A 12,590-nucleotide genomic window follows, 5' to 3' on the forward strand; every position below is an offset into this window, starting at 1 on the left:
CCGCGACGACCACTCAGAAGACGTGGATTCCGAACGTGCTGGCCAAGAAGTTCTTCATCAACAACAGAATTCCGGCGAAGATCGTGACGAGCACGATCGCAAAACAGAGGTACGCACCCATTTTACCCAGGGTGGTCGGTCCTTCGGTGCCGTCGGGATTCGGCAGGCTCAGCGACTTGAGGCCGAATGCGAAGATCGCCGGCAGTCCCGCTCCGAAGAGCAGTCCTACTGCCACTACCTGCCAGAGCGAATCGAGGGTATCGGTGAGTAGATGCATTCTCTTGCGCCCCTTTCAGGAGTTGCGGGTGGCTTCGGTGGTCGGCGTGGGTTCGGCTGCCGGGATCTCGGCAATTGCCGCATCTGAATTCTCGTCCCATTCGGCGGTGACGTTCGCCGCGTCCACGGGTTCCTTACGCGAGCGTATGTACATGAAGATCGCGAAGGCGATGAGCGCGGCGAAGACGACGAGCACGCCGGCGAGTCCGCCGACCAGATGCGCAAGAGCCCAGCAGATAGCTCCGACGACGGCAGCCGACGGCAATGTGATCAGCCAGGCTGCGGCCATCCGGCCGGCGACACCCCAACGGACCTCGGCGCCCTTGCGACCGATACCGGTACCGAGGATCGATCCGGTGGCGACGTGGGTGGTCGAGAGGGGGAGTCCGAGGTGGCTCGACGTGAGGATGATGGCGGCGGACGACGCTTCGGCTGCCAGACCCTGCGGCGCGGCAATCTCGACAAGACCCTTGCCCAGGGTGCGGATGATGCGCCAACCGCCGAGGTAGGTGCCGAGGGCGATCGCGACGGCACAGGTGAACTTCACCCAGAACGGCATCTCGGTCTCGGCGGTGATGGTGCCGTGAGCGACCAGGGCCAAAAAGATGACGCCCATCGTCTTCTGGGCGTCATTGGTGCCGTGTGCAAGTGAGATCAGGGAGGCGGTGCCGATCTGGCCGAAACGGAAACCGCGCTCGCGCTCGTCTTCCTTGACGGATGCGGTGATGCGGTACACGAGCTTGGTGCCGACGCCCGCGACCAGAGCAGCGACGACCGGCGCGAGGATTGCGGGGACGACGACCTTGGTCAGCACTCCGCCCCACTCGACTCCGCCCATACCGATGGAGGCGATCGCGGCGCCGATCAATCCGCCGAACAGCGCGTGCGAGGAGCTCGACGGCAATCCGAGCAGCCAGGTCGCCAGGTTCCAGATGATTCCGCCGACAAGACCGGCGAACACGATCAGCAGCAGATCCTGCCCACTGACGGCGCCCAGGTTGACGACACCTTTGGCTACCGTCGCGGCGACCTCGACGGACAGGAACGCACCGACCAGGTTCAGGATCGCGGAAAGTGTGACCGCAACTTTGGGCTTGAGTGCACCGGTCGCGATGGAGGTAGCCATTGCGTTACCCGTGTCGTGAAAACCATTCGTGAAATCGAACGCGAGGGCGGTGACAACTACCACCAGGAGGATTACGAGCTCTGCGGTCACAACGTGAATTGTGCGTATCGAACGCGTAAAAGTACAGCGAACGGGATGCGAACAGGGCCTCCGTGGAGTACGTCCCCGCGCGTGGGCTGCGGCGCTGCCGTTCGCGATGTGTTCAGCGCCACGAAATCCGAACCCTGTGTGGGACCTCACTTTTTGGTCTCACTCACCGGGAAGGCACATTCGGACCGTTTTAAACGCTGATTACCTACGGGCACCGAGCGCACCGGAACAGGGGTTTCACCTCTGTATCTCGGTGTCTGTCAGTGAGAAGGAGAGCTCCGACCGTGAAGCCCAACAAGTCCACGAAGCTGATCGTGGCACTCGCAGCGACCGCCGTTCTGGCATCAGCCTGCACATCGAATCGTGGTGACGATCCCTACGCCGTCGCTGTCGGCGGATCAGGCGCCAGCGCCGATCTTGCGTCGAGCACATCCGACGCGAAGTTCGGCACCCTCGATTCGCCGTGTGGCGAAGGCGATGCCACCGGCGCAACCGATCAAGGCGTCAGCGACACCGAGATCAAGATCGGGTTCGGTGACGACCGCGGGTACGTGAAGTCTCCCGGGTTGAACAAGGAAATGAGCGATGCGGTGAACGCGCTCATCTCGTGGTGCAACGATCAAGGCGGTATCAACGGCCGCAAGGTTGTCGGTACCGACTACGACGCCGCGATGACGCAGGCCAACTCGGTCATGCAGGAAGCGTGCGCGAGTCAGTTCATGATGGTCGGCTACGGCTTCGCGATGGATCAGACCGCCGAGCAGACGCGTGTCGCGTGCAACCTGGTGTCCGTGCCAGGCTTCACCGTCTCACCGGACGCCGCGAACGGACCCATGACGTTCCAGGGAGTTCCGTTCCCCGTCGACTACGCGAACGGGTCGCAGTGGTTCCAGATGGCCGAGATGCATCCCGATCTGGTGAACGACTTCGACGTCGTCAACAGCACGATGCCCACGATCATCAGCTCCACCACGAAGATTCGTTCGATCGCCGAGGCAGCGGGCTTCAAGCTCAAGGATTGCGGCGTCACACTCAACTACGAGGGCGAATCGAGCTACGTGCCGTTTGCCGAGAAGTACAAGGAGTGCGGTGCGAAGGGTATCTGGACGTCACGATCGGCAAGCCCGTCGGAGCTGAACTTCGTGAAGGCCCTCGATCAGGTCGGGATCGATCCCATCTTCTTCGGTGAAGCCACCTGGTACGGCGCGACCGTCTCCGATTGGAACAAGGACACCGGACTGCTCGACAACCTCAACGCGGGCATGACCTTCCAGATGCTCGAGAACGCGGACAAGGTGCCCGCAGTGAAGAAGTACGTCGATCTTGTCTCCGAGCAAGGTGGCAAGACTGCGCTTCTCGGTATGCAGGCGGCGTCGTCGTTCCTGCTGTGGGCGGCCGCCGCGGACGAGTGCGGCAGCGATCTGACGCGTCAGTGCATGGTCGACGAACTCTCGAACATTCACGAGTGGGACGGCGGCGGATTGCATGCCGCCACCGATCCCGGCAAGAACATGCCGGCCACCTGCGGACTCATGACCTCGCTGAAGGGCAGTACCTACTCGCAGGCCTTCCCGTCCACCGCGGGCGAATTCAAGTGCGACCCCAAGTATCTCGTCGCGACCGACAAGAGCACCTGGGGAACCGAGCTCGGCGCTGACCGCGTCTCGACGAAGTACCAGAACGCCAACGTCATCAAGCCGCAGTCCTGATTCTTCCGACTCGGGCGGCGAGCGCCAACCGCCGCCCGAGTCCCTAACGAGGGTTCAGCCATGAACACTTTTGTCACTTTCACGATCCTGGGCCTGGTCCTGGGATCGGTCTACGCGATCGCTGCCTCCGGGCTGGTGCTCACGTACAACACGTCAGGAATCTTCAACTTCGCGCACGGTGCACAGGCAATGCTCGGTGCGTTCATCTACTGGCAGTTGCGCTACGGCTGGGAACTTCCCACTGTCGTTGCCTTGCTGATCTCGTTGGTCCTGGTCGGTCCGCTGATGGGTCTCGGCCTCTACGTCCTGATCATGAAGGGGCTACGCGATACCGCCGAGGTCACCAAAATCGTTGTGACGGTATCGATCCTGCTCGGAATGCTCTCGATTTCTCACTGGTTCTGGCATCCCGAGACCGCCCGAACGATGCAGATGTTCTTCGGTGACCAGTCCAAGATCACGGTGTTCGGCGCGAGCATCCGCTACCACGAGCTGATCTGCATCCTCGTTGCGATCGCTATCGCCGTCGGTCTGCGTATTCTTTTCACGCGCACCCGTGCCGGTGTTGCGATGCGCGGCGTCGTCGACGATCCGGAACTACTGCGCCTCAACGGCCACAATCCGGAGCGTCTCGCGGCACTGTCCTGGGCGATGGGTTCGACGCTCGCAGTCCTGGCCGGCATCCTGATCACCCCGATCAGTGGCGGCACACTCGAGGCGAACATGTTGACGCTCTTGGTGATCGACGCGTTTGCCGCGGCCATGTTCGGCCGGTTGCGCAGCATCCCACGCACGTTTGTCGGCGCCGTGGTTCTCGGGCTTGCCGGTACGTACGTATTGGCGTACTTCCCGACCAGTTGGAGTTGGACGTCGAATTTCCGTGTCTCCCTGCCGATGATCGCGCTGTTCGTCGTACTCATCGTCCTACCTCAGGACCGCCTGCGCGGCGCGGTCACTCGCACTCGCGAGCGGTACCACGTTCCGAGCGTACGCAAGGCCGTCGTCTGGGGCGTGGCACTGATCGTCATCGTGTACCTGATCCGTCTGCTGATGGTGACGTCGGCGGTCACGACACTGACCATCGGAATGACTTTCGCGATCATCGCACTCTCGCTCACACTCCTCACCGGCTACGCGGGTGAATTGAACTTGGCGCCGGTATCTTTCGGCGCTATCGCGACCATCGTGGCCTTCCACTTCGGGATCTCAGGTTCCGGGTTGGCTGCGCACCTCAACCTGTGGGGCATCGTCGTCGGAGTCCTCGTCACCGCAGTGATCGGTGGCCTCGTCGCCCTGCCGGCGCTGCGACTTCGAGGGCTGTATCTCGCGCTTGCGACCATGGCATTCGGAGTGTTCCTCTCCAACATGGTCCTTCGCGACACCACCGAACACGAGATGTTCGGCATGAAGTATTCGCTGTTCAAAGACGGCAACATCGCTCTCCCTCCGCTGAAGATCGGCCCGCTCGATCTGAGCAACGAGACGGTGTTCCTGATGACCGTGACCGCGCTGTTCTCGGTACTCGGCGTCGGCGTCATCGCGTTGCGTAACAGCGGCTACGGGCGCCGTCTCGCTGCGATGAAGGACAGCCCGGCCGGTTCGGCCATGCTCGGCCAGAGCCTGGTTCGGCTCAAGCTGAGCGTCTTCATGATCTCTTCGGGGATCGCCGGTCTCGGCGGCATTCTGATGTCGAGCGCGATGGGTTCGGTCTCGGGCGAGAGCTTTGCCATCATGGTCAGCCTCTCGCTGCTCATGCTGACCGTCGTCGCGGGAATCGGATACGTCACCGGCGCGCTGTTCGGTGGGCTCATGGCCGGAATCGGCTTTGCCGTCATCATGGTCTCGTTCACCAATCTGGCTTCGGCGCAACCGGAGTTGGAGGGAATGTGGCTGCTGCTGGGCAACATCGCGGCCGTCAGCCCGGCCCTGATCGGCATCGGTGTCGGCGCGAACCCCAGTGGCACCGTGCACAGCGTGATCGAGGGCTACCGTCGGCTCACCGATGCCAGGCCGGTTCTGATCGGCGGCGCCGCAGTCGTTCTACTGACCTACGTCCTTGCTCTGACCGGCGTACTCGGCAACTGGTGGTTCGCGTCCATCACGATCGCGGTGGTGTTCATGCTGCCCGTGATGGGCGAGATGGTCATGCCCCGTGCGGTTCTCACTCCGGAAGAATTGGCAGCCAAGGCGACAGTCGTTCCCGAAGACGTCGGGATCGACGTCCCGTACAGCCCCGAGATCCGTGACGAGATCGACCGTGAACTGGGGATTCCTCAGTACCAGGGCGGCTCGCCGAAGGAGTTGACCGCCCATGTCTGACACACCTCTTCTCGAAACACGCGGTGTGAGCGTTCGTTTCGGTGGGCACGTCGCGGTCAAGGACGTTTCGCTCACCGTGCAACCCGGAACCGTGACGGGACTGATCGGACCGAATGGTGCGGGCAAGACGACGCTCTTCAACACCATCACCGGGCTGCAGAAACCCACGTCCGGTCAGGTGTTCCTCGGCGGCGTCGACGTGACGAAGCTGCCGCCGCACAAGCGGGCAGGTCGCGGGCTTGCGCGTACCTTCCAGCGGCTCGAACTGTTCGTCTCGCTGTCGGTGCGTGACAACCTGCGTGTCGCGGGAGACATCCACAAGGCGAACGGCCGCAACAAGATCGACGTGGACAGCGAGACGGATCGTCTGCTGGAGCTGACCGGGCTGACGGATGTCGCGGACAAGGACGTCGCGGACATCCCCACCGGACGCGCCCGCGTAGTCGAAGTTGCACGGGCGCTCATGACCGACCCGCGAGTGCTGCTGCTCGACGAACCGGCCTCGGGCCAGACCGAGCAGGAAACCGAGGTCTTTGCCGAGATGCTCACCGAGCTGGCGGCGGGTGGACTCGGAATCTGTCTGGTGGAGCACGACATTCCGCTGGTGATGAAGGTGTGCTCGACCATTCACGTGCTCGACTACGGCGCAGTCCTCGCATCGGGCGATCCGGAGAAGATCCGGACGGATCCGGAAGTGATCGCGGCCTACATCGGGACCGAGGAGGAGGCGGTATGACTTCAGCGAAAATTGGCGAGGCGAAAATCGACGAGGGCATACGCAGCCCCGACCGCGCCGAACCGTTGCTCGAACTGTCCGGTGTCCGTGCCGGTTACGGATCCATCGAGGTTCTGCACGGGGTGGATCTGGTACTCGAACCGGGCGCAGTGGTGGCGCTGCTCGGACCCAACGGTGGTGGCAAGACGTCGACGCTCAAGATCTGCTCAGGCGTCCTGCCGGTCACCCGCGGCGAGTTCCGGCTCGCGGGCCAGGTCGTGAACGGCGTCGAGCCTTCGGAGTTGGCGAGGCTGGGCGTCTGCTCCATCCCCGAGGGACGCGGGATCTTCGCAAACCTGACCGTGCGCGAAAATCTGTGGATCGCCACGGGAACGGGCGTCGGGTTGGCCGAACTCGAAGAGGTTGCGTACAGCAGGTTCCCGATCCTGGGGGAGCGGCGCGGGCAGTTGGCCGGATCGATGTCCGGCGGCGAGCAGCAGATGCTGGCGCTGTCACGGGCGCTCGGCACTCACCCGACGGTGCTCCTGCTCGACGAGCTGTCGATGGGTCTCGCACCGCGAATCGTCTCGCAGATGTACGACGTCGTCGGCTCGCTTGCAGCCGAAGGCATTTCCATTCTCGTCGCCGAGCAGTTCGCACGAGCGGTGCTGCCCATCGCGACCTCGGCCGCACTCATGTTGCAGGGACGCGTCGTGAAGACCGGCGATCCCCTCGACATCGAAAACGAACTTTCTACCAGTTATCTAGGAGGATGACGATGACTACTCTCGCCGAAGATCGCCGTGAGGAATTCAAGAAGAACATCGCAGAGTTGAAGCTGGACAAGAAGCAGGCAGGCGGCGACGCTGCGACGCGCATCGCCGGCCTGGTGCTCATGGTCGTCGGTGTGGTCGGCGCCTTCGTCGTCTACATCTCTTCGCTGACGCTCTCGGACCTGCGGGATCTGGTGTCGTACCAGATCCTCACCGTGGTTTTCCTCGCCCTGACAGTGGTCGGTGCCGCACTCTTCCTGGCCGCATCGGTGGCAAAGGTGCTGCGGCTGTGGTTGGTTCGCCAACTGCTCGAGGGTCAGGCCCAGACAGATCAGATCTCTCAGGCGCTGAGCACGCGCAACTGATCTCTGCGAAGAACCGACAGATGCCCGCCACGAAAGTCGTGGCGGGCATCTGTCACTGCTCGGCTACAGTGGTGTCTCGACTACGCGGACGGTGGCCGGGAATCGCGTCGGATGGGATGGTCCTCCGGGATCTGCACCATCACGATCGGTGTCCCGTCCGGGTCGGCGATCCACATCTCGTGCAGACCCCACGGTTCTTGCCTGGCCTCGCGGGCGATCTTGACTCCGGCGAGAACCAGTTCGGTCTGAGCGGCAGTGAGGTCACGGACCTGCAGCCAGATCGCGCCGCGAAAGCCACCTTCGCCGGTGCCGCCGTGCGCAGCGACTTCGATCAGCCCTTGGCCGGCGAAGAAGACTGTGCCGCCGGGATATTCACGAGCGATCGCCAGACCGAGGGTGTCTCGGTAGAAGCTCAGCGTTCGTTCGTACTCGCTCGGGCGCAATATCGTACGGCTACTCAGAATCTCCACGTCCGACCTCCCTCTCGCACCTACTGTCTCAGAAGTACCAGGGATATGGTGACCAATCGGGATCACGCTTTTCGAGGAACGAGTCGCGACCCTCGACGGCCTCGTCGGTCATGTACGCCAAACGTGTTGCCTCACCGGCGAACAGCTGCTGGCCGACCAACCCGTCGTCCTGCAGGTTGAACGCGTACTTGAGCATCCGCTGTGCCTGCGGCGACTTGCCGTTGATCTTGCCTGCCCAGTCGATCGCGACGTTTTCGAGTTCCGCGTGGTCGACAACCTTGTTGACCGCGCCCATCTGATGCATTTCCTCGGCGGTGTACGTCTCACCCAGGAAGAAGATCTCGCGAGCGAACTTCTGGCCCACCATCTTTGCCAGATAGGCGCTGCCGTAGCCGCCGTCGAAGCTTCCGACGTCGGCGTCGGTCTGCTTGAACCGTGCGTGCTCGCGGCTGGCGAGCGTCAGGTCGCACACCACATGCAGGCTGTGACCGCCGCCCGCAGCCCAACCGTTGACCAGGCAGATCACGACCTTCGGCATGAAGCGGATCAGGCGCTGGACCTCGAGGATGTGAAGGCGTCCGGCGCGTGCTTTGTCGACGGTGTCCGCCGTTTCACCTTCGGCGTACTGGTAGCCACTGCGGCCACGGATGCGCTGGTCTCCGCCCGAGCAGAACGCCCAGCCGCCGTCCTTCTCGCTCGGTCCGTTGCCGGTGAGCAGGACCGCTCCCACGTCGGAGGTCATACGGGCGTGATCGAGCGCGCGGTACAACTCGTCGACGGTGTGCGGGCGGAACGCATTACGTACTTCCGGTCGGTCGAAGGCGACGCGAACGGTGCCTTGACTGACGTGCCGGTGGTACGTGATGTCGGTGAGGTTCTCGAATCCGGGAACAGGGCGCCAGAGCTGCGGGTTGAAGGTCACCTCAGTCACGATAGAGGCACGCCTCGCGTGTCTAACGGATGCCTGAGGTAGAACACGTTCCCGGGCGCGCTAACGTGCAGGTCATGAGCGAACAAACCGCAGACGGCACGGAGATCGTCACAGACGGTGAGAAGCGGGGCGGATTTCCACGGTTCCGGCACACTCCTGCAGGTCCGGACTTCGGCCGCTTCGTCGAAGCGATGCGCAGGTTGCAGGACCTTGCCGTCTCGACCAATGTTCCCGACGACGTACTCGCTGACATCGCTACGCAGGCCGAGGAGCTTGCCGATCGGTTGACTCCGTACGAGGTGCCGGAGGGCAAGTCGCCCGCGGGCTCGAACATCCAACTGCCCGGACGCGGCAGCCTCCTCATGCTCCCGTGGATGGTCGAGAAGTTCGACACCGAAGGAGTCCGCAGTACCGGCGTCTTCCGCCGCTACCACCTGGGCGGCAACGGTGCCGCTCACGGCGGCGTCCTGCCCTTGCTGTTCGACGACGTCTTCGGGATGACGGTCCACGCGGGTGGTCGTCCGATTTCCCGGACCGGCTACCTCCACATCAACTACCGTGCGATCACTCCGCTCAACACGCAACTGGTGATCGAAGGGAAGGTGGATCGGGTCGAGGGTCGCAAGACCTTTGTCAGCGCACGCCTGACCGACCTCGACGGCAAGCTCCTCGCCGACGGTGAGGCGCTCATGATCGAACTGCTTCCAGGACAGCCCTGACATGTTCCCCTCGTTCGACGATCTGATCTCGGACGCCGTGGTGCTCGCGCTGCCGATGCGAGTTCGCTTTCGCGGCATCACGACTCGTGAGGCTCTGCTCGTTCGTGGCCCGGCCGGGTGGGGAGAATTCGCACCCTTCGTCGAGTACGACGACGACGAGGCGTCGCAGTGGCTGCTCGCCGGGATCGAGGCGGCGTGGCTGGGTCCGCCGCCTGCGCTTCGTCACGCCGTTCCCGTCAACGCCACCGTGCCGGCGATCGACGCCTCTGCCGTTCCGCAATTGTTGGAGCGCTTCCCCGGGGCCCGGACCGCCAAGGTCAAGGTCGCCGAGAAGGGGCAGTCGTTGGCGCAGGACGTCGCCCGGGTGAACGAGGTGCGTCGGCACATCCCGAACGTGCGCGTCGACGCCAACGGCGGGTGGAGTGTGGACGAGGCGATCACGGCTTTGCGAGCGATCACCGAAGACGGTGAACTCGAATACGCCGAGCAGCCGTGTGCAAGCGTCGAGGAACTGGTCAGCGTCCGCGCCGCGGGGACCGGTGTGCGGATCGCTGCCGACGAGAGCATTCGCCGTGCGGAGGACCCGTTGCGCGTCGTACGAGCCGGGGGAGCGGACGTAGCCGTCGTGAAGGTGCCGCCGCTGGGCGGAATGCGTGCTGTGGTGGCGCTGTCGGCGCAGCTGGCGGACTACGGGGTGCCGGTGGTGGTCTCGAGTGCACTGGACACGGCTGTGGGGATGTCCGCGGGACTGGCGGCCGCGGCAGCCTTGCCCGCGCTTCCGTTTGCCTGCGGCCTCGGCACAGGCGGCCTGTTCGTCCGGGATGTCGCGGTCAGCGGAGCAGCCGTCGACGGCGCTTTGCCCGTTGGTGTCGTCGAGCCTGATCCGGTTCTGCTCGAGACGCTGGCCGCGCCCGCGGACCGGCGCGACTGGTGGTTGGAGAGGGCCAGGCGCTGCCATCGGATACTCGGCAGTAGAGACCTGCCGAATTTCGTATAGTCTCGGGCGCGACCTGATGAACATCAGTGAAGAATGAAGGGATCGAAAGTGGTTGCAGCTCTGAACGAAACCCTGCTCGAGGAATCACGGGTTCCCGCGGTCGTCGCGGACGTGCAGACCTTGATCGACGCAGAGGTTTCGGATAAGTCGGGGGCCTCAGGGCTGGCTCTCAAGGGTGGCTACGGCGCGGTCAAGAAGGTGAGCCCGTCCATCGTGCCGGACGCCGTCACCGCGCTTCTGCCGGCTTTCGTGGCAAAGCTCGAGCCGTACTGGCAGGAATTCTCGGCTTCCGGTGAAGGCAGCTTCGCCGATTTCATCAGCGCCCGCGGCGACGCGGTTGCCGATTCCCTCCTCGAGGTGACGGACGAGCGTATCGAAGGTAGCGACAAGGCCGTCGTCAAGTCGATGTACTCGAAGCTGCGCGGTTCGGCCAAGAAGCATGTGACTGCAGCTCTGCCGCGTCTGGGCGATGTGATCCAGAAGCACGCTGCATAAGCGAACGTAAGACAACGAGCGGCCCGGGAGATTCTCCCGGGCCGCTCGTTTTTTGCATTCGTTTGTCAGTGAGCCGAATGTCCGTGGCGCCAGAAGCCGGTGAAGGTGATGTCGGTCTTGGCGAACTTTCGGTCGTTCACGAGATGCCGACGCAGCCCGGTGGTGAGTGCCTGTTCGCCGGCGACAAACGTGTACGACGGCCCTTCGGGCAGTTCGGCGGCGCGGACGGTCTCGAGGGTCAGAACACCCGGCGTTGCGTGTTCGTCTTCGCGAACGAGCCAATGCACGTTGACGTTCGCCAACTCCGGAATGTCTTGCTTGTCTTCGATGTTCGGAATCTCGACGAAGACCTCGGCACGCAGGTCTGCCGGCGCGGTTTCCAGAATGCCGATGATCGCCGGAAGTGCGCTCTCGTCGCCGACGAGCAGTTGCCACTTGGCTTCGGGTGTGGGGTTGTAGATGCAGCCTTCGTCGAGGAGTGCGACATTGTCGCCGGTCGACGCGATGTCCGCCCACGCGGATGCCGGGCCGATGTCGCCGTGATAGGCGAAGTCGATGTCGATCTCCGTGGTCTCACCGAAGAGACCGGATCCGGCAGCACGGTAGGCGCGAATCGTGTAGTTGCGCACGACCGGTCGCGTGTCCTTGGACATCAACAGGTACTGCGCGTACCAGAGATTGCTTGCCGCGCTCGGCAACCGGAGTTCGCTCTGGCCGACCTGCGGGATGAACATGCGGAACCACTGATCGGCACCCATCGGTGCGATGGTGGACAGCTCTTCGCCGGCAATGGTCACTCGGATGAAGCTCGGGCTGATTCGTTTGTTCGCCACGACCTGCGCCGACACGATACTGCGTGAGGCCGGTTTCACGAACTTGGCGCGCTTGGCCATGACTGGTTGCTCCCTGATTAGCTGTTACTCGTACCTAATCAGGTAACCCTAACCTGATTTACGGCCGGTGTGGAGTGGTGGGTCTGTCCTTTTCGACGACTTCGGGAGGAAGACCCCACTGCGCTCGGCCAAGTCGGCTCATCGGTGCGATTGCCGCGAAGTCCGGTAACCCGTCGTCGGCGACAGCCTCGGGACGTACTGCGACCGCGACCACATTTCCCATCACGACAAATGAATTACCGACCTCGATGACCTGGTGAAGCGTGCATTCGATGGCGATCGGGGAGTCGGCGACCCGGACAGGGCGAACCCGCTCGCTCGGTTCGCTACGGATGTTCAACTCGAGAAATTCGTCGGCCTCGGCGTCGTAGAAGGCCGAACTCTTGTTCACCACGTCTGCGAGCGTGGCGGTCGCCAGGTTGATCACGAATTCGCCGGTCGCTTCGATGTTGCGCAGACTGTCCTTGCGTCCGACCGACGTGAACTGCACGATCGGCGGCGCCGAACTTGCCACGGTGAAAAAGCTGTACGGAGCCAGATTGCCGACGCCGTCCGCCGACAGGGTGGACACCCAGGCAATCGGCCGGGGGACCACCGAAGCGGTGAGTAACTGATAGAACCGGCGGGGTTCGAGCTCGGCTGGATCGAAGAGTGTGCGCACCCACACATAATGCCGCTGTCCCCGCCCCTGGGCATGCTTGCACCCGAACAT

Annotated in this window: 14 protein-coding genes; 8 read left to right on the top strand and 6 right to left on the bottom strand. The window is 63.2% G+C overall.

What is annotated here, in order from left to right; all coding sequences use genetic code 11:
• Window positions 1–13: 13 nt before the first annotated feature.
• The gene (locus tag FEZ59_RS24125) at window positions 14–277 is read right to left on the bottom strand and encodes a membrane protein (protein WP_019744334.1); all 264 of its coding nucleotides are present in this window, start codon (window positions 275–277) and stop codon (window positions 14–16) included.
• Window positions 278–292: 15 nt separating this feature from the next.
• The gene (locus FEZ59_RS24130) at window positions 293–1,492 is read right to left on the bottom strand and encodes an inorganic phosphate transporter (RefSeq protein WP_172933309.1); all 1,200 of its coding nucleotides are present in this window, start codon (window positions 1,490–1,492) and stop codon (window positions 293–295) included.
• 284 nt (window positions 1,493–1,776) lie between these two features.
• Here FEZ59_RS24130 and FEZ59_RS24135 point away from each other — a divergent pair, with 284 nt between their 5' ends.
• From FEZ59_RS24135 to FEZ59_RS24155, 5 genes are read left to right on the top strand one after another with little or no spacing between them, the layout of a single operon-like run.
• A complete protein-coding gene (locus FEZ59_RS24135; RefSeq protein WP_134999276.1) occupies window positions 1,777–3,201 on the top strand; it encodes an ABC transporter substrate-binding protein in 1,425 nt (474 codons plus the stop codon).
• A gap of 60 nt (window positions 3,202–3,261) precedes the next feature.
• Complete coding sequence (locus FEZ59_RS24140) at window positions 3,262–5,520, top strand: ABC transporter permease (RefSeq protein WP_172933310.1); 2,259 nt, start codon at window positions 3,262–3,264, stop codon at window positions 5,518–5,520.
• A complete protein-coding gene (locus FEZ59_RS24145; RefSeq protein WP_007728482.1) occupies window positions 5,513–6,256 on the top strand; it encodes an ABC transporter ATP-binding protein in 744 nt (247 codons plus the stop codon). Before FEZ59_RS24140 ends, FEZ59_RS24145 begins: the two co-directional genes overlap by 8 nt.
• Window positions 6,253–7,011: an ABC transporter ATP-binding protein gene (locus FEZ59_RS24150; protein WP_019744330.1), complete on the top strand. Its 759-nt coding sequence runs from the start codon at window positions 6,253–6,255 to the stop codon at window positions 7,009–7,011. The genes FEZ59_RS24145 and FEZ59_RS24150 overlap by 4 nt, the downstream gene beginning before the upstream one ends.
• 2 nt (window positions 7,012–7,013) lie before the next feature.
• On the top strand, window positions 7,014–7,373 hold the full coding sequence (locus FEZ59_RS24155; protein WP_003942018.1) for a hypothetical protein: 360 nt from the start codon (window positions 7,014–7,016) through the stop codon (window positions 7,371–7,373).
• Between the two features lie 80 nt (window positions 7,374–7,453).
• Here FEZ59_RS24155 and FEZ59_RS24160 read toward each other — a convergent pair whose 3' ends face one another.
• Both FEZ59_RS24160 and FEZ59_RS24165 read right to left on the bottom strand, forming a co-directional pair.
• Window positions 7,454–7,843, bottom strand: coding sequence for a VOC family protein (locus FEZ59_RS24160; RefSeq protein WP_019744328.1), 390 nt, complete (start codon window positions 7,841–7,843; stop codon window positions 7,454–7,456).
• Between the two features lie 28 nt (window positions 7,844–7,871).
• Window positions 7,872–8,765 (bottom strand): 1,4-dihydroxy-2-naphthoyl-CoA synthase, encoded by an 894-nt coding sequence (locus FEZ59_RS24165; protein WP_024487301.1) that lies wholly within the window; start codon window positions 8,763–8,765, stop codon window positions 7,872–7,874.
• An 83-nt stretch (window positions 8,766–8,848) separates the two neighbouring features.
• Here FEZ59_RS24165 and FEZ59_RS24170 point away from each other — a divergent pair, with 83 nt between their 5' ends.
• From FEZ59_RS24170 to FEZ59_RS24180, 3 genes are read left to right on the top strand one after another with little or no spacing between them, the layout of a single operon-like run.
• Window positions 8,849–9,493 (top strand): PaaI family thioesterase, encoded by a 645-nt coding sequence (locus tag FEZ59_RS24170; protein WP_024487302.1) that lies wholly within the window; start codon window positions 8,849–8,851, stop codon window positions 9,491–9,493.
• 1 nt (window position 9,494) lies between these two features.
• Window positions 9,495–10,490 (top strand): o-succinylbenzoate synthase, encoded by a 996-nt coding sequence (locus FEZ59_RS24175; RefSeq protein WP_134999277.1) that lies wholly within the window; start codon window positions 9,495–9,497, stop codon window positions 10,488–10,490.
• Window positions 10,491–10,538: 48 nt separating this feature from the next.
• Entirely contained in the window at window positions 10,539–10,985 is a 447-nt protein-coding gene (locus FEZ59_RS24180) for a hypothetical protein (RefSeq protein WP_003941973.1), read from the top strand.
• A 65-nt stretch (window positions 10,986–11,050) separates the two neighbouring features.
• Here the strand turns inward: FEZ59_RS24180 and FEZ59_RS24185 are convergent, their stop codons facing one another.
• Window positions 11,051–11,878, bottom strand: coding sequence for a siderophore-interacting protein (locus FEZ59_RS24185; protein WP_080909967.1), 828 nt, complete (start codon window positions 11,876–11,878; stop codon window positions 11,051–11,053).
• Between the two features lie 58 nt (window positions 11,879–11,936).
• Entirely contained in the window at window positions 11,937–12,539 is a 603-nt protein-coding gene (locus tag FEZ59_RS24190; RefSeq protein WP_021343457.1) for a flavin reductase family protein, read from the bottom strand.
• Between the last annotated feature and the right edge of the window lie 51 nt (window positions 12,540–12,590).

It is taken from the genome of Rhodococcus sp. MS13 (assembly GCF_013277835.1).
GTDB classification, from domain to species: Bacteria; Actinomycetota; Actinomycetes; order Mycobacteriales; family Mycobacteriaceae; genus Rhodococcus_F; species Rhodococcus_F erythropolis.

Coding starts and splice junctions, on each gene's coding strand:
- FEZ59_RS24125 (WP_019744334.1), bottom strand. CDS start 277: ATGCATCTACTCACCGATACCCTCGATTCGCTCTGGCAGGTAGTGGCA.
- FEZ59_RS24140 (WP_172933310.1), top strand. CDS start 3,262: ATGAACACTTTTGTCACTTTCACGATCCTGGGCCTGGTCCTGGGATCG.
- FEZ59_RS24145 (WP_007728482.1), top strand. CDS start 5,513: ATGTCTGACACACCTCTTCTCGAAACACGCGGTGTGAGCGTTCGTTTC.
- FEZ59_RS24150 (WP_019744330.1), top strand. CDS start 6,253: ATGACTTCAGCGAAAATTGGCGAGGCGAAAATCGACGAGGGCATACGC.
- FEZ59_RS24155 (WP_003942018.1), top strand. CDS start 7,014: ATGACTACTCTCGCCGAAGATCGCCGTGAGGAATTCAAGAAGAACATC.
- FEZ59_RS24170 (WP_024487302.1), top strand. CDS start 8,849: ATGAGCGAACAAACCGCAGACGGCACGGAGATCGTCACAGACGGTGAG.
- FEZ59_RS24175 (WP_134999277.1), top strand. CDS start 9,495: ATGTTCCCCTCGTTCGACGATCTGATCTCGGACGCCGTGGTGCTCGCG.
- FEZ59_RS24185 (WP_080909967.1), bottom strand. CDS start 11,878: ATGGCCAAGCGCGCCAAGTTCGTGAAACCGGCCTCACGCAGTATCGTG.